Below are 21,038 nucleotides of genomic sequence, written 5' to 3' on the forward strand. Positions count from 1 at the left end.
CAATTGCCTGTCCTTTTACAAGGTCCCTGCTACAAAGCGGGACGAGTTCAAGTTCCACGCCGGCCGTTCACATCGTCATACAGGCTGATGATTTGCCCACAATCGAAGCGGCATCGGGTTCACTCCGCAGCGATTTCCCGCGTTCCCTCGATCAGGGACCTGATCCGTTCCTGATCGGCCGGTGTTGCCGGGTTGTAGACGATCATCTGAAGATCCGGCCGCCCGTCGACCGCGAAGGACGAGTATTCCAGCGAGATGGGCCCAAGCACGGGGTGGCGCAGATGCTTGACCCCTTCGCCATGGGTCTGCACCTCATTGTCCCGCCACATGGCGGCGAACTCGGGGCTTGACCGGCACAGTTCGTCGACGAGCGGCGCCACCTCGGCGTCAGCGCCTGCGCGTGCGGCATCGATCCGGAAGGCGCTCACCACGAAGCGGGCCACGCTTTCCCAATCGAACTGCGCGGCACGCACGCGGGGATCGCAGAAGATCATGCGCAGGATGTTGCGTTGTTCGGGCGGCAGGGAGCCGTAGTCGGTGAGCACAGCCGCGGCCGCGCGATTCCAGGCAACCACGTCCCACGTCGCCGTCCTGACGATAGCCGGGCTATCGGGCAGCGCCTCAAGCAGGCGCTGCAGCCGCGGCGTGATCGCGTCGCTGCCCCGATAGCGGACTTCGGGTTGATGGCCGAGGCCGAGCAGGAATATGTGCTCGCGCTCCACCTCGGTCAGCATCAGTGCCCTCGCGATGCGCTCCAGCACGTCCGCCGATGGATTGCCGCCGCGCCCCTGCTCCAGCCACGTGTACCAGGCCGCACTGATATTGGCGCGCTGCGCCACCTCTTCACGGCGAAGTCCCGCCGTGCGCCGCCGGCTACCTGAAAAGCCGAAAGTCGCGGGATCGAGCTTCGTGCGCCTGTTCTTCAGATAATTGCCGAGCCGATTGTCGTTCGCGCTCTCGCTCTTACTCTCGTTCGCGTGGGCCATGTGCAACCTGTTAGGACGTATACCTGGATAATGTCACCACTTTAACAGGATGATTTTGCCTCGTACATTGATCTCTCGATCACTTGGGAGAGCATCAAATGCGCGTCTTTGTCACGGGAGCCACCGGCTTCGTCGGCTCCGCTGTCGTCCGCGAACTGCTCGCGAACGGCCATCAGGTCGTGGGTCTCACGCGTTCGGAGGAAGGCGCGGCCACGCTCGCCTCTGTCGGCGCCGAGGCGGTTCATGGATCGCTTACCGACTTCGACAGCCTGCGTCGAGGAGCGGCGAGCGCCGACGGGATAATCCACACCGCCTTCAATCACGATTTCTCCCGATTTGCAGCTAGCGCCGAGGAGGACCGGCGCGCGATCGAGGTTCTCGGCAGCGTGTTCGAAGGCAGCGAGCGCCCGTTGTTCGTCACGTCCGGCACGGCGTTCCTGAGCAATGGCCGCACGGCGACCGAGGAGGACCGGCCTCGTATGCCGTCCGGCGACTTTCCCCGCGCGTCGGAGGCGGCGGCGCAGACCCTCGCGAACCGCGGCATACGTGCGACCGCCGTGCGGCTACCGCCGTCCGTCCACGGTGTGGGAGACCACGGGTTTGTCCCCATCCTCATCCGAATCGCCCGCGAGAAAGGCGTGTCGGCTTATGTGGGGGATGGCCTGAACCGCTGGCCCGCAGTGCATCGCTTCGATGCCGCCCGCGTCTTCCGGCTCGCGCTCGAGCACGGCGCTATCGACGGCCCGTATCATGCGATCGCGGAGGAAGGCGTGCCGTTCAAGGCTATCGCCGAAGTGATCGGCCGCCGGCTTGGCCTGCCGGTGGTCGCCAAGTCCCACGACGAAGCAGCGGCGCATTTCGGATGGTTCGCGATATTCGCCAGCGCGGACCTGCCGACCTCAAGCGATCGGACTCGCGCCGTGCTGGATTGGGCGCCGACCGGTCCAGACCTTCTCACCGACATCGATCAGCCGGGCTATTACGCGCATCCCTGACGTTCGACGCAGGAACGCATTGTCGGCCGCAAGAAGCTGTCTGATGTTGAGCGTGCTGAACGGGTCAAGCCCTCGATCGGAAAGGACGGCCGGGGCAGGAGTCTACGAACGGGCGGAAAGACGTTTATTAGCTTAAGGGACTATGGCGAGTTGCTGATTCAACGCCCAAGCATGATAGGGCCAGCCATGTTCGTGGACAACGGCCTTCGCCGCATCGTGCATCAGGTCTGGGACTGGCACGACGACCGGCGTTACTCAGTTCACTTGTACATCACTTGCCAGACAAGTGACCTCGGCTGGCACTCGAGTCATTTCGTCGGCCACTATCGGGCTATCACGCCTGACGAAGTGGTGTCTCTCGCCTCGCAGGTAGGATTCGATGACGTACGGGTTCTTTCGCCATCTACCACCGGATACTACCAACCAATCGTCACGGCCGCGACTGCGTAGTCCGCTCGGTTCGCCCGTGGTGCTTCAGGGGACGCGGATCGCCATCAGGCGCTTGACGGCCACGAACGGACGGTCGACACGGGGGCTAGATTGGTCACAAGACAGGTCTACACCGCGAATAATTTTAGTACGTGCGATACCCGTCAGGCTTCGTGCCGCTGAAGTGATCGCGCTGCTGAAGGTCAGCAAGTCGAGGTTCTCTGGCAAGGTATAAATACTGGCCTCTATCCCAAGCGCGGCAACCACGTGGGCAAGGTGCCGTTCCGGAAGCATTCGACAATCCTGAAGGTGATCGAGCAAGGCGAGGGTGGCGAACAGTGACCGGTGACGCTTACCACCCACTCGACCGGCACGGCGGCGTCAGCGTTTGGACTGTCCGTCATGTAATGCCTGACGCCGCTGCTGTCTCGCCGGTCAAGCCTCTGCCAGCAATTTAGTCAGAAAAGGAAATTCGTGGCAACAGATGGTATCGATTTGCTGGCGGATTTGAGCGTGGCCGCTGCTGTCGTGCGTGGTAACAGCCAGGTAATAGTTTTGCCCTTCGTGTTTGGCGAACAGCAACCACTCGCCGGTCATCGCATTATCCTCACGGCGTCGCCCAAGGTTGCCATGCACCACATCGTTTGCAACAGCCTTCAAGTCCTCAGCCGTCATGTAGCGCTCTTCACCGGCCTCCTCGGCATCGCGGATTTTCTGCTCAAAGTACGGCATCCCGTACTTTTTGTGTGCGAGTTGTACGTTCTTCGCCAGCGACGGCAAGCCGTCTTGCAGATAGTGCTTGTGCCACAACCCTTTCAGCGGCGGATGCTTATTCTGGATCGGAGCTTTGAGGCCTGTGGACACACCGGCTTCCAGCGCTTGAATTTCGCGAATGATCTTTTCCGGCCCCTGAAAGCCCGACTTCCAGCCACCGAAGAGATGAAGAACCAGGACAAAGCTGTATCGACCATCAGCAACCCGGTCCAGCCCTATCATGTTGATGAAGCTGACCAACTCGCCCTCTATCGCTTCGTCCCCTCCAGTCACCTTCCACTTTCGCTGCGGTTGATCATATTGTTCCATGCTCGCCTCTGGTTGTTCGTTGTCGGCTCGCACGAGCATAGCAGCGGCGAGGGTCGTGCAATTGACTGGGCGGGCAGCGGTAAGCCGAAGCGGTCGATGCAATTGACACAGCCTCCTTACGCTCCCGCTTTCCGCGCGGCCTTCATCGCGGCAACCATCGGAAACATAAAAAAGTATTTTCCATCGTCGCTATATGCTTCGCCTTCCTTGACTTCTTCGAGAAAGGGCTTTGCATCCTGAGTCGTTCGACGGATATTCCACGTAACAGCGCACTGTTCATCTTTCGCATCGCCGCCGATCACATGTAGGCGCTCACCGACGATCGGCAGTTGTCGGAACGAAACGCCTGCCCTATCCTTGAGGTTGCGAATCCAGAATTCGCCGACCCAGACAAAACCAAATGCCCTGAGATAGTTCGCCCGATCAGCGGCGTTACGCCAAAAGAGAAATTTGTCTGCCTGATCGGCGAAAGCCGTAGACATGAAATCGATCTGCTTCCATTTTTCGTCGAACAGAAAGAGCATAGGAACATGATTTCCAAACTGATTGAACGTAGCTTTAGCCATTTTCGCAGTTAGCTCTACAGCTTCCCGGAGATTCGTCGGGCCGCCGGAATCTTCGAGTTCATCTTTTATTTCTTGTAATTCCGGCAACGCCTTAAAATTTGGGTCTGCATTCATTGTGATAAATTTCATCTTGCCCATTCCTGGCTGCCCTAGCTTGATATGTCGCGTTCGTGACACGTCATTCGAAATTGGATCAAGCGATGCAGGGTCGGGAATTGACTTGTCCAGTTCACCGCCTAGGTGAATCGCAAGATCACGGCAAACCTCGTAAAGACGGCTATACACGTAGGTCATTGCGTGGACGAGTTCAACAGAAGGAAATGAATTCGCTACCCATCGTCGCCTGATTTTCAGCACCGCCGCATCGCGACTTGCAACAGGAAGGACAGTCAGGACATGACGCACCAACTTTTCTATATTGGACTTTAGCAATTCCGATTTGGTTGTCGATATCGTCACATCCTGCGACGCATCGTGCGAAGTTATGAGATCGACGTGAAGAGCACTAGCCATATCAAGATCGCCCTCTTTCTCAACAACATTTCGTGCATCTTTCGCCCACTTCATCGCGGCGTCCGCCGACCACGGCGCTACGACATGGCTTTGATACCAGCCTTCGTAATCAGGAATTTCTTTTTTATTCTTTTGAATAATGAAGGTAACTGTCCGCGAAGTCTGAAGAAACTGATTGGTGTTTTGTCGGAATTGGTCGGGAGAAAAATAGGCATCGCCACAATTTTTTAGTAGCTGAGAAAGATCGCGAAGTCGGCGTTCCCAAGGATGCATTACATTTCCAGTGCGTTTTTGCAATTAGTCGGTTGAAAGGGGCGTTACTCAGGTCTTGGGCTGTACGCGGTGTGATGCCCATTCGTGCCAGTTCTGCGCGTTGTCTGTTATCCACTGCTGGGCCTCGGCTTCGTCTGCAAAGTCATTAATCTGCTGTTCGAAGCCGTCAGACCACGTCACCCGCACGAAATACCCGGAACCGTCCTTTAGCTGCACGACGTCAAAGGTCGGACGCTCTAGCTGTCGATCGTCGTTGCTCATCGTTCCCTCCGTTCTGGTGTGCCAATCCGATTACAGGCCCTTCAGGATTTCGGCGCGCTTGGCGTCGTACTCATCTTTGGTGATCAGACCACGCTTATATAGGTCGTCCAGATTCGCGAGCCGTTGGCTTGAATCCGATAACGGAGATGCGGCGGCGGCTCCTCGGGCTGGGCATGTCTGAACGCATAGCTTCATCGCGTCCGTGCATTGGTGTTGCGCCATGAGCGGAAAGAGTGTGAATTTTTCGAGGCATTCGGAGTAGTTCGCGCTACATGAGTGGGCGCAATCTGAATCGACCTTACTGGTATCGATGTCGGCGGTGCTGGCGCACCCGGCCAGAAGCACCGTAAGCAGCAACAGCGTCTTCTTCATCGTGGCCCCTCGTTTTTTTTATGCTGCTGATGATATCAGGCACTTGGAGGCACTGCGGGTTCTAACACCTGCACGTCGTCCCGTGGCCTGCTACCGCCACTGACCGTTCAGGGTCGCGTGCTGCCGATTGAAGCCACGCAACGCAGATGCAGAGCGCATGAGACGACATTCGGCCAGTTTGAGACGTTCGACACAGCCGCCTAGTTCGTTGACACCCATTAGCGGGTCCGGTGTCAAGTGAGCGAACAATAACGTCGACTGGCTGAGCAGCCGATTTCGATTCCACTGACCGAATGCAATAGCCGAGCGCACCCGTTTCTTCGATTCACGACTGCGACAGATCGCGCCAGATACCCATCAGGCTCAAGCGATTGGCGTACATTGGCTGCCTGTCACCCTGGCGGCACTGCCACCCCAGAAGAACTGCAAGGGCTTCCACGATTGCCACGGGACGGGGGTCTCTTTCATTCTTTGGTGCCGCAACGCGTCCATCGGGTTCGCACAATGCTGGTGGTTGCCAAAGGGCGGCACCAATCCGGGGATGGCTCGTATCGCAGGCGATGCCGAACGGACCGCGCGGCATGCTCTACGCCACCGTGAACTGCGCCATCATGCCGGAGTCCTCATGCTCCAGGATGTGGCAGTGCGCCATGTAGGGCGCGTCGGCGGTGGCCGGGTGAGGAAAGCTCAGCAGCAGCTCACTGACCCCGGCATTCGTGATCGGCGCGATGTCCTTCCACCCGGCGCGATGCGGCTGCGGCGGCCGGCCGTTCTCCGACAGGATGCGGAACTGGCAGCCATGAATGTGCACCGGATGCAGCATCTTGTCATCGCCTTCGGAAACCCGCCAGCGCAGCACGTCGCCGCGGCCGGCAGTGAAGCCCGGCTCCTGCAGTGCGAAGGCCTTGCCGTTGACGCCGTTGAGGGCGAGCTGCTCGGCCATCGACAAGGCCGGCTCGCCCTCGATCAACCTCGTGGCGCGCGCGATGACCTCCGGTGCGACGGGGCCTGGCGGCATCATGCCCATCATCAGCCCGGCCTTCATCAGCGGCATCATGCCGGCCTGGTCGCGGAACATGTTCATGACCAGCGCCTGGCTGACTGCGGGCGGCTCTGCCGGCAATGACGGCAACGTCGCCAGCATGTCGGGAAGCTTGCTCTTTCCCTCTGCGCCCACAGGCCGGATCGTCAGCAGGGGCAGCGGCGCATCGAAGGGCGGCAGGCGCATGACGGCATCGCCCTCGCGCTGCGCGACCAGGTCGAACGACTTGCCGGAGCGGCAATCCACCATCAGTTCGAAGCGCTCGCCCGCGTGCAGGATGAGCTCGCTCACCTCCACCGGATGCTCCAGCAGTCCGCCGTCTGAGCCGATGACGAAGAGCGAGCGACCGTCCGAAGCTCGCAATCGGTAGCTCCGGGCATTGGACCCGTCCAGCACGCGCAGCCGTACCCAGCCGCGTGCGGTGCGCGCCTCGGGATATTTCGCACCGTTGACCAGCGGCTGGGTGCCGACATAGCCGTTGACCGCCGTGATGATGTTCATCGCATCGAAGAAGGTGCCGTCGCTGCGGAAGCGGCGGTCCTGGATGACCAGCGGAATATCGTCGATGCCCCAGCGCGAGGGTAGCGCCAGCCGGTCCGCCTCTTCGTCGTCGATGATTAACAGGCCGGCCAACCCCTTGGTCACCTGCGCTGCGGTGGTGGGATAAAAATGCGGATGGAACCAGAGCGTGGCGGCGGGTTGGTCGATGGGCAGCGTTGGCCGCCAGCGCCCACCGGGTGCTACGGGCCGGTGCGGACCGCCATCGACATCGCCAGGGATGACCAACCCGTGCCAGTGCACGGTCGTCGGCTCGGGAAGGCGATTGATGAAGTCGATCGTCACCGCCTGACCGCGCCGCACGCGCAGCGCCGGCCCCAGGAAGGCGCCGTCGTAGCCGTAGGTCGGAGTGTTTCGGTCCCGCAGGAAGCGGCGGCTGGCGCTGCGGGCGTCGAAGGCGATAACGCCCTGTGCGTTCGGCCTGCGTTCCGGCGGGATGGGCAGGCTAACTCGGGCATCCGTGGCCCAGGCGGGGCGCGCTGCCAGCGCGCCGAGTGCGGCAACGGTCTGGAGCGCCTGACGGCGCGACATGGATCTCATGGTGATTTCCAGTAAAAGGCCGGCCCGCCGGCGTCAGGATTTGTAGAGCATCTTCACCGCGTCATGTAGCTTCAGCGACAACTCCGAGGCGGCGTACGCGTCCGTCACCACCTCGATATTTCCCATAAGATCAGTAGCTTACGGACGGAATTCGAAGTTTAGGACGTGAATGGACGAATTTAATGGGGACTTCTGCGAATTGACGACTTTATTTCGTTCGAAGTGGAAATAAAATCGTCAATCAGCCGTCCGACTCCGTGTGCCACGGCGAATCTGTGTAGACAGAATCAAAGTGCCATACGGAGTGGACGGCTGCTATTGAAAATGGCGAGTGTCTCTTCAGGGTCGTCAAGAGCCTCTCACTTCCTTCCCACGACTTCTCGGGCCGCCGCACGCATAAGTCGCTACGACGGCCGATTCCGGGCAGTCCGATCAATTCTGTACTTTCGTGTCTATCTAACTGCGCGCCAGTCTAACTAATTCCGTTTACCGACAACAGGTCACCCGCGTTCGCGCCGCTGACCTGGAATTGTATCGGTCAAGGCTGCTCCGTAAAGATGTAACGCTATGGATAACTTACAAATTGAAAGCGCTGCGGTTCTGTGCTTGCGTTGCTCGTTGTGGATCGCCGCTATTTTATTACACTCCGCAAGATGGATTGCTTGGCGGGAATCCATACAAACAGATTAACCCGATAAATACCTCGTATCAGAAGCGTATTTCGCCAAGTCCGAAGTATCGATTACCCCCGGGTAGCGAGTAGCGAACAACCTCGATCCTCATCGCTCAACAAGCGCGTTTAAAGCGCAAAGGAGCCCTCGGACAAGCAAGCTTCCACGACATCGGCAAGGGACCCGCCCATGTTCTCTCCGACGACAAAGCCGCGAACTCTTGCGTCTTCCCGCCTTACTGACCGCAAGCTTATAAACGCGGACAGCCCTCGGTCCGTTCTTGTCATCCGCCCGACACCTATCGCCGTCACGATGGCGATCTGGCACCGCAAATTCTCTGCGAAGAATTCGGTTCGACCGTCGAACGAGACGCGTTGTATCAGCCAGCACGATTCCAGATTCGCGCGCCGTAAAAGGCCCGCTGGTCCAAGCGAATACGCCCGGGGCTGATTAAACCTCCCGCGTCTTATCGCCATCGCAATAGCCGCAATCGCACCAGGAGTGAGTTATGCATGATGTGGCAGATTCCGACAGGTCGCAGAGCAACGGTGTGAAGTCAGTCCAGCAGTACATCGACGAACACCCCATGTGGCCTGACGGAACGCATCTCGCGTCAGTACCCATGACCGCGATGCAATGGCGCATCTGGGCGCTGGCGGCAGCCGGAAAGTTCTTTGAAGGATTCGTCGTTTTCATGACGGGCGTGGCGCTCCCGCTGATCTCGCGCGAGTTCGGCATCAGCGCGGCACAGAATGGCTTCATCAGCGCCGCCAGTCTCATGGGCATCCTGGTCGGAGCGGTCGGTCTCGGAGGCATGTCCGACTACTTCGGGCGTAAGCGGATGTTCATCGTGGAGATGATCATTTTCGTGGCGTTCCTGGTGCTGCTGGTTCTTTGCACCAACTTCATCTCGCTCGTGATCTGCCTGTTCGGACTTGGCGTGGCGCTCGGCTGCGATTACCCGACCGCGCACATGATCATCTCGGAAAGCATCCCCAGCAGCAGTCGAGGCAAGCTCGTGCTGGCGGCGTTCGGCTTCCAGGCGTTGGGCGCGCTCGGCGGTACGGCGGTGGGCTTCCTGGTCCTGTCGACCATCCCGACCCTCGATTCGTGGCGCTGGATGTACGGCACGGCGATCATCCCGGCGCTGGCGGTGACCATCGGCCGCTTCTACATCACGGAAAGCCCCAGTTGGCTGCATATTCGCGGTGCGGTCGACCGCGCGGAAGCCGCGGCGCAGCGATTACTGGTGCGCAGCCCGCAGTACCCGACAAGTATTGCGTTGTCGCGCGAAATGGAAATGGCCGCCACGGGCCACGGCGGCAAACAGAGCTTCGCCGCGCTGTTCGCGCGGCGCAACCTGCGAGCCACGATCCTGGCCTCCGTACCGTGGTTCCTGCAGGATCTCGGCACGTACGGGATCGGCATCTTCACGCCGACCATTCTCGCAGCGGCGTTCGGCAGCAAGCCGGATCACGTTCGCAGCATCAGCGACCTGATACTGAACGACATACTCGCCGCCAAGGGCTCTGCCCTCATCACCATGCTGCTGATTGTCGGCATCATTTTCGCGGTCATCTTCGCGGACAAGGTCGGACGGATCTGGCTGCAAGTGGTTGGTTTCATCGGCTGCGCGGCGGGCCTTCTGATTGCTTCGTTCTCCGATAGTTTTGAAGGCTCGACCAAGACTGTCGTGATTTTTGCCGGCTTCATGCTCTTCAATTTCATGACCAACCTGGGTCCGAACGCACAGACCTATCTGCTGGCAGGCGAAGTGTTTCCGACAGCCATTCGCGGCACCGGCGCCGGGTTCGCGGCAGCCGTGGGCAAGATCGGCGCGGTCGCGACCGCATTCCTTTTCCCCATTCTGCTCACGGGCATCGGCACCGGTCCGCTTCTCTACATTCTCGTGGGCACATCCATTCTTGGCGCCGTGGTGACCTGGTTATTTCGCATCGAAACAAACGGCGTGAGCCTTGACGACATTGGACGATAAGCGCGCGCTCACAGACCGACACGATGTTCCCTACGCAAAAAATAGTTTCCCGGTATTTCCCGTATCGCGACGGAGACGTGCATGACTAAGCATTATAAAAACCCGGCACGGCGGCGGCGCGCGCACCGGTTCGCAGCCCTGCCGCTGTGCATGGCTGCGTTCAGCCTGATGGCGAGCACATCGGTCAATGCACAGGACCTCACATTGAGCGAAACCGGCTCGACCCTGATGTATCCGCTCTTCACAACCTGGGTGGCTGAGTACGCGAAGTCGCATCCCGGCATCCACATTACCGTCGGCGAGACTGGCTCGGAGGCCGGTATTCAGCAGGTGCTGGCGGGCAAGGTTCAGATCGGTGCGTCCGACGCCTATATGTCCGATGCCGAGATGCGGCAACACCCGCAGATCATCAACGTGCCGCTGGCGATTGCCGCGCAGACGGTCAACTACAACCTGCCCGGCCTCAACGCGACTCACCTCAAGCTGGACGGCCCAGTGCTCGCCGCCATCTACACAGGCGAGATTCGCAACTGGGATGCGCCGCAGATCGCCGCGCTCAATCCGGGCGTAGCGTTACCGCATCATCCGATCGTGCCGATCCATCGGGCCGAAGGCTCCGGAGACACTTTCGTGTTCACCCAGTTCCTGTCGTTCTCGACGCCAAACTGGGAAAGCAACCAGGGATATGGCACGTCAATCTCATGGCCGGCCGTGTCGGGCAGTGCTACTGCAACGGGAAACTCGGGCATGGTGAAGGCGCTGCAAACGACGCCCTACTCGATCGGTTATGTCGGCGTCAGTTTTACTGACACGCTGGCCGCGGCGCATCTCGGCACCGCCGCACTCAAGAATGGCGCAGGCGAATTTGTTATGCCGAGCAAAGACACGATCACGGCAGGCGCCGCTTCACTCGGCCCGCGCACGCCGGCTGACGAACGTCTGAGCCTTGTGTTCGCGCCGGCATCGGGCGCCTACCCGCTCGTCAATTACGAGTACGCGGTCGTTTCGACGAAACAGCCTGACGCCACGACTGCTGCGGCGCTGCGCAGGTTCTTGCTGTGGTCGATCGTACCGTCCGAGACCAATGAGGCGTACCTCGATACGGTCCACTTTATTCCGCTGCCACCGCATACCTGGGAGTTGAGCCAGGCGCAGGTTCAGTCAATCAAGTAAGCGTCAGATAAGCGAAATATTCTACCGGATGCGGCAACGCGGTTTGTAGTTCCGTTATCAAATCGCGGCGCACTGTATGCAGTCATCCGTCATAAGAAAAGTGCCGGCATCCGGGCGACGCGCTCGAACAGAGTGCGTTGCCCGGAACAACTGGATCAATCAGTGACCGCTGTGCAAGTGCACCGCTTTCTTGGCTGCGTGTTCAGCGTGCTCGCCGGCGTGCAGCCCGTGACCATGCGCCAGGTGAGCATGGTGGCTCGCAGCCTCGTGGTCGCCAGCCTCCGCGTGCTTGGCTGCTTCGCGATGATGCTTCGCGGCCGAATCGAGGTGCTTGGCTGCTTCGTGATGATGGTGATGAACTTCGTGTTGATCGCTCATGGAAGTCTCCAGTATCTGCAACGGGGCCCAATCCACAATAGGAGTGAGCATCACCACGATAGTGAAATGCGGTGTCACTTGCATGAACCCGTCACGGAATCGCCAAGGCACTGCAACTGAAGATTGCGAGGCGTATTCGGTCCAGCAACCACGGAAAACCTCAGCCGTTACGCTCGTCGCGCACCATTATGCGTAGCGCGCAAGAAACATATCGGCGGCGGATTCCGCTACCTGCTTTTGTTCCTGCTTGCTGAGGGGACGCTGCCCCATCGTCACTTGCGGCCAGAAAGCAAACGCTTTGACGAGACCCTGCAACTGCAGCGACGCGAACACGGGGTCCGATGTCTTGAGCCGGCCATCGGCAGTGGCTGCGCGTATCCACACGGTCAGGTCTTCTTCACGCTCACCCATGCGGGCCACCATGTCGCGCGCGCGCTCCGGCGAATGAATGCCTGCCGCGATCGCCACGCGCGCGAGCGACAGGAATGCCTCGTCGTTTAAAAGACTCAGCTTTTTCAACAGCAGCTGGAGCAACTGCGCGCGCAACGGCTGAGAGCCGGAATAAGCGGGCGCCTCTCCCGCGTCACTCGAGTCCCACAACTGCCGCAGGATGGCCGCGAACAGCACTTCCTTGCTGGGGAAATGGTTGTAGACCGTCCGCTTCGACACACCCGCGCGGGCTGCAATGCGGTCCATGCTGGTTGCATCGAAACCCGCTGCGAGAAATTCTTCAATAGCCGCAGCGATCACGGCAGCGCGCTTGCGATCGGTCAGGCGTAGCAGGTTGGCAGTAGCATTCATCAATAAATTTTACACCAGGCAGTTTACTTTTTTCTACGATAAACTACACTGCATAGTCTACTTTCTGTATCGGGACGCCACTACATGACATCGTTCACCGGTTCTATCCGCCGCGCTTTGGGATTCACAGCAGCGCAACGCGGCCGTGAATCATTTGACTCGTCAACCCAGCACGACGGCGAGCGCTTCCGTAATGTCAAGCCTCGTCCCGTGGAAGGAATCCGTAAGACCCTGAGCATCGTGTGGAATGTGTTGTTCAATAAACCGGACGGCACGGTGCCTGCAAGCACCCTGCCCGTCGATGCGCTGACGCGTGAACAGCTTGACGCGGCGCCGGACCGCAGCTTGTATCGCCTCGGGCATTCAACCATGCTGCTCAAGTTGCGCGGGCAGTTCTGGCTGACCGACCCGGTCTTTGCCGAACGTGCGTCGCCGTTCCGGCGGTTTGGTCCAAAACGCTTTCATGCACCGCCCATCGCGCTCGCCGACTTGCCGCCGCTGCGCGGCGTGATTCTGTCTCACGACCACTACGACCACCTGGACCGCGAGACGGTGCTCGCACTCGCCAGCACGACGAGCGTTTTTCTGACGCCGCTGGGTGTGGGCGACCGGCTGATCGAGTGGGGTATCGACGCGTCGAAGGTGCGTCAGTTCGACTGGTGGCAGGGTGTGGAGATCGACGGTCTCGCGTTCACGGCAACACCTTCCCAGCATTTCTCCGGCCGCAGTCTTTTCGATGGCAACAGTACCTTGTGGGCCTCGTGGGTCATCGTCGACGACGATCTGCGCGTGTTCTTCAGCGGTGACACGGGCTACTTTGATGGTTTCAGGACGATTGGCGAACGACTGGGTCCATTCGATATAACGCTGGTCGAAACGGGCGCCTACGACGCCCAATGGCCATACGTGCACATGCAGCCCGACGAGACCGTCCAGGCCCACCTCGATCTGCGCGGCCACTGGCTAATGCCAATTCACAATGGCACGTTCGATCTGGCGATGCATCGCTGGCAAGAGCCGTTCGAGCGCGTGATGGGCCTCGCCGCGGCAAGAGGCATTTTGCTCGCGACGCCGCGCATGGGAGAACGGCTCGATCTGGCCGCGCCACACCGCGGTCAGCGGTGGTGGCGCGAGGTGGCAGAGGTTGTGCAAGCGCCCAGGACGCTGCGCCGATGGTTCTCCTGCCGCACGGACCAGGCAAATTCGCAGGGCTAACTATTGACGTAAGCGCTGCAATCAGCGATTCCGGCTATGACCCCGGGGTCCAACGATAAACAATGATGCTCGAATTGTTATAGTTGTCCTTCGTGACCACGTACTCACCGGTCGATCGCAGGTATGACCTCAGGCCGTACATCGAATCAACGTTGTTGCCCACGTCCACTGTCGTGGGGCTGCTATTGGTGAATGTAGTGTCCAGGCTCCCCGTGGCGAGATTGAAGGCGTCGATGTTGGGCGCGGTGTTTACGTAGCCGACGAACAGATAGTTGCCGGCTGCCGTGATCGATTTCGGATTGGCGCTGGTGAGGTTGATCACGGGATTCGGCGAGCGCTGGTTGCCTGCGAGCCAACCGTGATACACCTCGACACGCGTTCCTATCGAGGTCCAGTCCGTGCTCCCGACTATGCCTTGCGCGAGGATCATGGTGTCGCTATCGGCAAGGTAGATGATCCGCGTCAATGGCAGGATGGTCCTCGGCGTGGCGTATGCAATGCCTGCTCCCCAACTCGGCTTGCCCTCGGCATCAAAGCCGGTCAGCGGGTAGTAGTAGATGCGGTTCGTCCGGTCCGGGCCGGCCCAGACGTTTCCATTGCTGTCGAGACTGAATCCTCCCGTGATCAATGCGGTCGCATTGAACGCCGTGCCAGGCAGCGACCCGTCCGGTATGGCGATGTAACCATTGGCCGCGTTGAAGTGAAAGAAATAAAAGATCCCCGGATTCTGGCCGGCTGCCACAAGGATCCGGTTTGCGCCAACGGTAGCGATTTGTGCGAAGTGCTCGCCGCGCTGGGTATCGTTGATGTCGATTCGTGGATCGGACGGGTAGTCAATCGGATCGACGGTGTTCGCCACGAACGTTCCGCCGGCAGTGCCCGTGTAGACATTGAAGCCTCCGTAGAAATACGCGCCATCTGTAGCGGGGTCCGGTGCGCCGTTGCCTTCAAAGTTCAGTGCCTGAAGCTTCCATCGCAGAATGGCTGAGTTGTCGTAGGCGTAGATGTCGGTATTGCCGTTGCGACCGAGATCCCAGGTTCCACCCCACGGGTTGTTGAGGACATACAGGTTGCCGGCAGCGTCCTTGCCGATGCCCGCAACGCGGGTGAAGCGCCTGTCCCCGACCTGGCCTTTGATTCCAGTCGTGGTGTCGAGATATCCGCCCTGAATGCCGAACGTGCCGACCTGGGTTGGCTGGGTTGAAACGCCCGCGATCTGGTAGATCTTGATGTTCATGTCCGGCCCTTCATCGCCGACTAAAAGCTGTCCAGCCGTTGCGTCGAAATACAGCGCGCTCGGGCGGGACGTGGGTGACATCTGGATCGTGTTCAACGCTGCGCCGGCCGGGCTGAATTCGACAATCGCGCCGGCATTCTCTTGCGCGACCCAGACATTGCCGGCGCTGTCCAAGGCCAGCGCCCCGGGCGCTGCCACGTTGATATCGCTCTGCCAGACGCCGTCGGTGGTGAAGACCCGCACGCGATTTCCCGGGAGGTCGCTCGCATAAAGGAGAGAGCCGGATGTTGCTAGTCCGGTAACGACATCACCCCGCGTCTGGGTCGTTGCCGCACTGACGGGAATGGAGAGATCGCGTGTTTTACTGGTTCGGTTATATCGCCCTACCCAGCCACTGCCGATAGTCCTGTCGTATTGCAGAGCGGCGAAGATTGAAGTTGCATTGCCCGTAATGGCGCTGCCCTGGAACTCGTTGTGCAAACCGATGGAACCCATGTTTTTGCGGTTGCCATATATGGCGACGCCGCCTTCGTTTTCGTCCCACAGGGAAGCGGTATAAATAATTCCCTCGGGCGCTACCCATATGGAACGAGCACCATTGCCGACATAGGTGGAATTCGTTCCATACGTGTTCGCTATCCAGTCAGTGGTGTATTGCGCCTGACACTCCGGCGCAATTGCCGCGATCAGCACAGCGACAACAAATGCGGCACGAATGCGTTTTCTCAACATGAACAATGGTCTCCTGATGGTCATCCAGCATGGAGGATGCGCGGGCAATGAAATCCCCTTAGGCCGGACCTCACATGGGTTCGTCGCGCGCGTTCAGCGGAGGATTTTGTTGCTTACGGTCGATGCAGTTCTACAGCGCATATGCCATGTGACCTTTATGCTTTAAAAAGGGCAGATTTTCCCGAAAACCGTCCGATAGTAATTTTTTACTCATCGTGAGGCAATACTGCGATAACTGATCGCAAATCGAAAATAGCTGAAAAGCCGTCAATAAAAAATCAAAAATAAATGGCGCGCTTTAATGTAATGGCATTGGCGATGGATGAATGCGCCATGCCGCCCAAAACACCACTATGATGGGTGCGCCATGCGTGACGAATTGACCGATTCAATTACTTGCCGGAAATATGTTCATAGGCCGAGCGCCGTCGGCGTCGAGCATTTGATCAACGTATGTGATTGCGCGTACGAGGAGGGATCATGCATTCGGCGTCGAGCCGGACCGCCAGCAAGCGGCCCGATCTCTCCACCCGCAGTCGAGATCGGGCATCAACGAAAGCTACGTGCTCACATCAAGACGCCGCCAGTGCGCGCAACGCAAACCGCTTCAGCTTGCCGGTCTCGGTGCGAGGCAAGGCATCGACAAATTCAATCGCGCGCGGATATTTGTACGGTGCGATCTCTTCCTTCACGAAGTTTTGTAGCTGCACCACCAGCGCGTCGCTCGCTACAAATCCAGCACGAAGAACCACGAACGCCTTGGCAATTTGCCCGCGCTCGTCATCGGCCACGCTAACTACCCCGCACTCCGCCACCGCTTCATGCAACAGCAGCGCGCTTTCTACTTCAGGACCGGAAATGTTATAGCCGGCCGAGATGATCATGTCGTCGGCGCGGGACTGATAAAAGACGTAACCCTCGGCATCGATACGAACCGAATCACCCGGAAGGTTCCACCCGTCGCGGACGAAACTAAGCTGCCGCGGATCGCTTAGATAGCGGCACCCGGTCGGCCCTTTCACCGCGAGCATGCCGACCTCGCCAACCGGAACGGGCTGCATGTTGTTGTCCACTGCCTGCACCACGTAGCCCGGCACTGCGCGCCCGATCGCCCGGTCGCGCGTCTGTCCCTCGGCGCACGACACAAAGATATGGATCATTTCAGTGCTGCCAATTCCATCGATCATTTGCAAACCCGTGGCCTGCCGCCAGAGCTTGCGCGTGGCATCCGGCAACGCTTCGCCAGCCGAGACGCTTTTCCCAAGGCTCGACAAATCGAAACGCGAAGCGACGCCCGCCATTTGCCGATAGAACGTCGGCGCCGTGAACATGATCGTTGCGCGAAAACGCTCGACCACTTGCAGCAGCGTCTCCGGCGTCAACTTCTCGATCAATACCGACGATGCCCCCGCGCGCAACGGAAAACACAGCAAGCCGCCCAGCCCGAAGGTGAACGCTAGCGGAGGCGTGCCGCAGAATATATCGTCGGCGGTGGGCTTGAGAATATGGCGCGGAAACAAGTCGCACATCGCAAGCACATCGCGATGAAAATGCATGCAACCCTTCGGCATTCCCGTCGTGCCGCTGGTAAATGCGATCAGGCAGACGTCGTCGGCAGCGGTGTCCACCGCCGTGTACTCGGTGGGTTGAAGCAAGGCGATGGTGTCGACGGAATCGGGGCCATCGTCATGAAAGAGCCTTGTTTTCAGCAGGCTTTCGCAAAAGTACGCGTTGGCGGGATCGCTGCATTGTGCGAGTTCATCGAGCAGTCGCGCGTCGCATAGGGCCGCTGACACCTGAGCCTTGTCGATGATCTGCTTCAGTTCCTTGGCACGCAGAAGCGGCATGGTCGGCACCACCACGAGACCCGCCTTCAAGGACGCAAGCCATGCGATTGCCATGTGCAGCGTATTCGGTCCGCGCAGCAAAATGCGGTTGCCCGGCACCAGTCCCATCACCCCGGTCAGCACATGCGCTGCCTGGTTCACGCGCGTGCGCAATTCGCTGTACGTGGTCGCGTGCGGAGCACCATCGACGTCCGACCAGATCGCGGGCCGTGCGCCCTGTCCACGTTCCGGATGATCATCGATTATCCGGTCGAGCAATTCGACTGCGCAATTCAGACGCGCCGGATAGGAGACGTCGGGGCTGTCGAGCAGAAACTGCGGCCACTCGGCGGGCGGCGGCAAGTTGTCGCGAGAAAACGTATCGACGTGAGCCGAAGGTTCCATGGTGAGCTCCGAAAGCGACGAGATAAGCGACGAGATAAGCGACAGTTGTTAATCTGGAATAACGGCGGTGGCTTCGATCTCCACCTTGGCTTCGTCTTCAATGAGCGCGACCACCTGCACGGCGCTCATTGCAATGTCGTAGTTGCCGATCAGTTCTCGAAATGCGCTCCCCACGTCCCTTAACGCGGCGAGGTATTCGCGCTTGTCGGTCACGTACCAGGTCAGCCGCACGAGATGCTCCGGGCGCCCTCCCGCGGCCGCGAGCACCGCGACTATGTTGGCCAGCGCCTGATGCGCCTGCGCGGCGAATTCGCTGCTCTGGAAGCGCCCTTGCGCGTCCCAGCCGATCTGTCCTGCTATGAAGACCTGCGTGCCACGCGCGGCAACACCGTTCGCGTATCCGCGCGGCTTGACCCAGCCGGCTGGGAGCAATGCTTTTTTCACGAACGTGTCTCCTTGATCTGTTCTCTTACTTCCGCAAGCGCTGCGGGGTTGAAGCGTGTCAGCGCGGCGCGAATGTCATCGGGAATATCGATCGACGCCCCAGACTCAAGCGACGTTGTCACAAGCACCTGACGCGCAAGAAAGCGCGTTTCGCCATGCGAGTGTGCGTCGATTACAATCCCGACAGAACGAGCGCCTATACGTTCAAGCGTCAGCGACAGCATGAGCGTGTCGCCCATCTGGCTCGGCTTTGAAAACGTGCAATCGAGCTTCACGATCGGCAAGCCGACCCGGCGCGTGCCGATCATCGCGGCATAGTCAATGTCGAGTGCTTCGTTGAACCAGTCCTCCACCAGCGCGTTGGTCATCACGAGATACTGCGGAAAAAATACGATGCCAGCGGGATCGCAATGCGAAAAGCGAATACGCACGGGCCGCTCGAAATGGCTCGATGATTCCGTCATGCGTTCCTCGCGGCATGAGCCTTGAGCAGGTCGCGCCCGACAATCAACTGCTGCACTTCGGTCGCGCCTTCATAGATGCGCAGCGCACGAATTTCCCGATACAGTTGCTCCACCACCGCACCGCTTTGCACGCCGCTACCGCCCCACAATTGCACGGCTGCATCAATAACCTGCTGAGCGCCCTCGCTCGCGTGCCACTTCGCTAATGCAGCTTCACGCGTAACGGACTTGCCCTGATCGCGCAGCCACGCAGCCCGATAAACCAGCAACGCAGAGCTGTCGATGGTGAGCGCCATTTGCGCCAGCTTCGCCTGCGTCAGTTGAAAGTCGCCCAACGTCTGCCCGAACATCTTGCGCGACGCGGCGCGCTCGATCCCTTCGCTCATGGCTCGCCGCGCGAAACCAAGCGACGCCGCCGCAACCGATGTGCGAAAGATATCAAGCGTGCGCATGGCAAGCTTGAAACCTTCGCCGCGATTGCCAAGTAAAGCGGTACGCGGCACGCGTGCGTTTTCGAAAGAAAGGCGCGCTAGCGGATGCGGCGCGATCACATCGAGCCGTTCGGCAATGCGCAGTCCCGGGGTATCCGCATCGACGATAAACGCGCTGATGCCACGCGCCCCCGCCGCCTCGCCGGTACGGGCGAACACCACGTAAAAGTCCGCGATGCCGCCATTCGAGATCCAGGTCTTCTCGCCATCGAGCACGTATGAATTGCCGTCTTCACGAGCGCTTAGCGCGAGCGCCGCGACGTCCGAGCCAGCATCGGGTTCAGTCAGCGCAAACGCCGCGATTGCCTCGCCGCTCGCCACGCGCGGCAGATAACGCTGCTTTTGCGCTTCGTTGCCGCCGAGCGAAATGGCGCCCGATCCGAGTCCCTGCATCGCAAGCGCGAAGTCGGCAAGGCCGCTGTGACGAGCAAGCGTTTCGCGCAGCAGGCAAACAGCGCGCGTGTCGATGGTGTCACCGTGTCCGCCGTAAGCCGTGCCGCCTATGCCATAACGCAACCACCCTGCCTCACCGAGTTCTCGTACGAGACGGCGGCAGATCGCATCGACGTTCGCATGGTCGGCATGGGTGTCTGCCAAGTGTTCCGCCGCCCATGCGTCAATGCGTACACCGAGTTCGCGATGCCTTGCTTCGAAGAACGGCCACGCGAGGGCTTCGTGGAAAGCGTCGGACGTTGTTTGAGGATTGGCCAACTCAATCTCCCTCGAACACGGGCCGCGTCTTCGCAGCGAATGCGCGATACGCGCGGCCGAAATCGTTGGTCGCCATGCAAATTGCCTGCGCCTGTGCTTCGGATTCGATCGCGTCGTCGATGCTCATGCTCCACTCCTGATGCAACATCTTCTTCGTGATGCCATGGGCGAAGGTCGGCCCCGAGGCAAGATCGGACGCAAGCGATTGTGCTTCGCGCAGAACGTCATCGGGCTCACATAGGCGGTTATAGAAGCCCCACGCGAAACCTTCATCGCCGCTTGCCGAACGCCCGGTGAAAAGCAGTTCAGCCGCTCTACCCTGACCGATGATGCGCGGCAGGATCGCACATGCGCCCATGTCGCAACCCGCCAGTCCCACGCGGGTGAACAGGAACGCAAGCTTGCTGCGCGCGGTGCCTAGCCGCATGTCCGAAGCCATCGCCAGGATCGCTCCCGCTCCGGCGCAGATGCCGTCGACAGCCGCGACAATCGGTTGCGGGCAATGCCGCATCGCCTTGACGAGGTCGCCTGTCATGCGCGTGAACATGAGCAACTCGGGCATGGGCAGGTCGACGAGCGGCGCGATGATGTCGTGCACGTCGCCACCCGAGCAGAAGTTGCCTCCGGTGCCGTGGATCACGATGCTCTTTACGTCGGTGGCGTAAGCGAGCTGGCGGAACAGGTCGCGCAACTCCGCATACGACTCGAACGTCAGCGGATTCTTGCGCTCGGGCCGGTCAAGGGTGATCGTCCCCACGCCTTGCTCTACCGTCCAGCCAAAATGCTGCGCGCGATGGTCGCCAAGGGTCGTGCGGTTGCCGGCAAAAAGCGCGGCGGTGTTGTCGTTCATCGACTGTCTCCGTATCTGTGTGCTTT

20 protein-coding genes are annotated in these 21,038 nt (G+C 59.7%); 5 read left to right on the forward strand and 15 right to left on the reverse strand.

Annotation, left to right across the window (positions count from 1 at the left end):
- Positions 1-119 precede the first annotated feature (119 nt).
- Entirely contained in the window at positions 120-986 is an 867-nt protein-coding gene (locus tag ACSQ36_RS32995; protein WP_436185300.1) for a helix-turn-helix transcriptional regulator, read from the reverse strand.
- A gap of 98 nt (positions 987-1,084) precedes the next feature.
- Here ACSQ36_RS32995 and ACSQ36_RS33000 point away from each other — a divergent pair, with 98 nt between their 5' ends.
- A complete protein-coding gene (locus ACSQ36_RS33000; RefSeq protein WP_436185301.1) occupies positions 1,085-1,981 on the forward strand; it encodes an SDR family oxidoreductase in 897 nt (298 codons plus the stop codon).
- A gap of 186 nt (positions 1,982-2,167) precedes the next feature.
- Positions 2,168-2,431 (forward strand): hypothetical protein, encoded by a 264-nt coding sequence (locus ACSQ36_RS33005; RefSeq protein ID WP_436185302.1) that lies wholly within the window; start codon positions 2,168-2,170, stop codon positions 2,429-2,431.
- A 24-nt stretch (positions 2,432-2,455) separates the two neighbouring features.
- Here ACSQ36_RS33005 and ACSQ36_RS33010 read toward each other — a convergent pair whose 3' ends face one another.
- The 6 genes from ACSQ36_RS33010 to cueO form a co-directional block, all read right to left on the reverse strand.
- On the reverse strand, positions 2,456-2,704 hold the full coding sequence (locus ACSQ36_RS33010) for a hypothetical protein (protein ID WP_436185303.1): 249 nt from the start codon (positions 2,702-2,704) through the stop codon (positions 2,456-2,458).
- A 141-nt stretch (positions 2,705-2,845) separates the two neighbouring features.
- Positions 2,846-3,493 (reverse strand): hypothetical protein, encoded by a 648-nt coding sequence (locus tag ACSQ36_RS33015; protein WP_436185304.1) that lies wholly within the window; start codon positions 3,491-3,493, stop codon positions 2,846-2,848.
- Between the two features lie 116 nt (positions 3,494-3,609).
- Positions 3,610-4,845: a hypothetical protein gene (locus tag ACSQ36_RS33020; protein ID WP_436185305.1), complete on the reverse strand. Its 1,236-nt coding sequence runs from the start codon at positions 4,843-4,845 to the stop codon at positions 3,610-3,612.
- A 48-nt stretch (positions 4,846-4,893) separates the two neighbouring features.
- On the reverse strand, positions 4,894-5,106 hold the full coding sequence (locus ACSQ36_RS33025) for a hypothetical protein (RefSeq protein WP_436185306.1): 213 nt from the start codon (positions 5,104-5,106) through the stop codon (positions 4,894-4,896).
- Between the two features lie 30 nt (positions 5,107-5,136).
- Positions 5,137-5,478: an SHOCT domain-containing protein gene (locus ACSQ36_RS33030; RefSeq protein WP_436185307.1), complete on the reverse strand. Its 342-nt coding sequence runs from the start codon at positions 5,476-5,478 to the stop codon at positions 5,137-5,139.
- A 586-nt stretch (positions 5,479-6,064) separates the two neighbouring features.
- The gene (gene cueO, locus ACSQ36_RS33035) at positions 6,065-7,618 is read right to left on the reverse strand and encodes a multicopper oxidase CueO (protein WP_436185308.1); all 1,554 of its coding nucleotides are present in this window, start codon (positions 7,616-7,618) and stop codon (positions 6,065-6,067) included.
- A gap of 1,179 nt (positions 7,619-8,797) precedes the next feature.
- Between cueO and ACSQ36_RS33040 the strand changes: the two genes are divergently transcribed.
- Positions 8,798-10,285, forward strand: a complete 1,488-nt coding sequence (locus ACSQ36_RS33040; protein WP_213764979.1) for an MFS transporter — start codon at positions 8,798-8,800, stop codon at positions 10,283-10,285.
- Between the two features lie 81 nt (positions 10,286-10,366).
- A complete protein-coding gene (pstS, locus tag ACSQ36_RS33045; RefSeq protein ID WP_436185309.1) occupies positions 10,367-11,458 on the forward strand; it encodes a phosphate ABC transporter substrate-binding protein PstS in 1,092 nt (363 codons plus the stop codon).
- A 159-nt stretch (positions 11,459-11,617) separates the two neighbouring features.
- Here the strand turns inward: pstS and ACSQ36_RS33050 are convergent, their stop codons facing one another.
- Together ACSQ36_RS33050 and ACSQ36_RS33055 are read right to left on the reverse strand one after the other, a co-directional pair.
- Positions 11,618-11,836, reverse strand: coding sequence for a hypothetical protein (locus ACSQ36_RS33050; RefSeq protein WP_213764978.1), 219 nt, complete (start codon positions 11,834-11,836; stop codon positions 11,618-11,620).
- 186 nt (positions 11,837-12,022) lie between these two features.
- A complete protein-coding gene (locus tag ACSQ36_RS33055; RefSeq protein WP_213764977.1) occupies positions 12,023-12,637 on the reverse strand; it encodes a TetR/AcrR family transcriptional regulator in 615 nt (204 codons plus the stop codon).
- Between the two features lie 84 nt (positions 12,638-12,721).
- On the opposite strand from ACSQ36_RS33055, the gene ACSQ36_RS33060 reads away from it, so the two are divergent.
- Positions 12,722-13,852 (forward strand): MBL fold metallo-hydrolase, encoded by a 1,131-nt coding sequence (locus ACSQ36_RS33060; RefSeq protein WP_213764976.1) that lies wholly within the window; start codon positions 12,722-12,724, stop codon positions 13,850-13,852.
- Between the two features lie 34 nt (positions 13,853-13,886).
- Here the strand turns inward: ACSQ36_RS33060 and ACSQ36_RS33065 are convergent, their stop codons facing one another.
- The 6 genes from ACSQ36_RS33065 to ACSQ36_RS33090 form a co-directional block, all read right to left on the reverse strand.
- Complete coding sequence (locus ACSQ36_RS33065; protein ID WP_436185310.1) at positions 13,887-15,821, reverse strand: SMP-30/gluconolactonase/LRE family protein; 1,935 nt, start codon at positions 15,819-15,821, stop codon at positions 13,887-13,889.
- A gap of 572 nt (positions 15,822-16,393) precedes the next feature.
- Positions 16,394-18,052, reverse strand: coding sequence for an AMP-binding protein (locus ACSQ36_RS33070; RefSeq protein ID WP_436185311.1), 1,659 nt, complete (start codon positions 18,050-18,052; stop codon positions 16,394-16,396).
- A gap of 48 nt (positions 18,053-18,100) precedes the next feature.
- Positions 18,101-18,496 (reverse strand): RidA family protein, encoded by a 396-nt coding sequence (locus ACSQ36_RS33075; protein ID WP_213764973.1) that lies wholly within the window; start codon positions 18,494-18,496, stop codon positions 18,101-18,103.
- Positions 18,493-18,960 (reverse strand): acyl-CoA thioesterase, encoded by a 468-nt coding sequence (locus tag ACSQ36_RS33080; RefSeq protein WP_436185312.1) that lies wholly within the window; start codon positions 18,958-18,960, stop codon positions 18,493-18,495. Before ACSQ36_RS33080 ends, ACSQ36_RS33075 begins: the two co-directional genes overlap by 4 nt.
- Positions 18,957-20,162: an acyl-CoA dehydrogenase family protein gene (locus tag ACSQ36_RS33085; RefSeq protein WP_436185313.1), complete on the reverse strand. Its 1,206-nt coding sequence runs from the start codon at positions 20,160-20,162 to the stop codon at positions 18,957-18,959. The genes ACSQ36_RS33080 and ACSQ36_RS33085 overlap by 4 nt, the downstream gene beginning before the upstream one ends.
- 1 nt (position 20,163) lies before the next feature.
- Positions 20,164-21,012 carry an enoyl-CoA hydratase family protein gene (locus ACSQ36_RS33090; protein WP_436185314.1) on the reverse strand — a complete coding sequence of 283 codons (849 nt, stop codon included), beginning with the start codon at positions 21,010-21,012 and terminating at the stop codon, positions 20,164-20,166.
- Positions 21,013-21,038: the final 26 nt, after the last annotated feature.

The organism is Caballeronia sp. LjRoot34, assembly GCF_964253815.1.
In the GTDB taxonomy this organism is placed as follows: Bacteria; Pseudomonadota; Gammaproteobacteria; order Burkholderiales; family Burkholderiaceae; genus Caballeronia.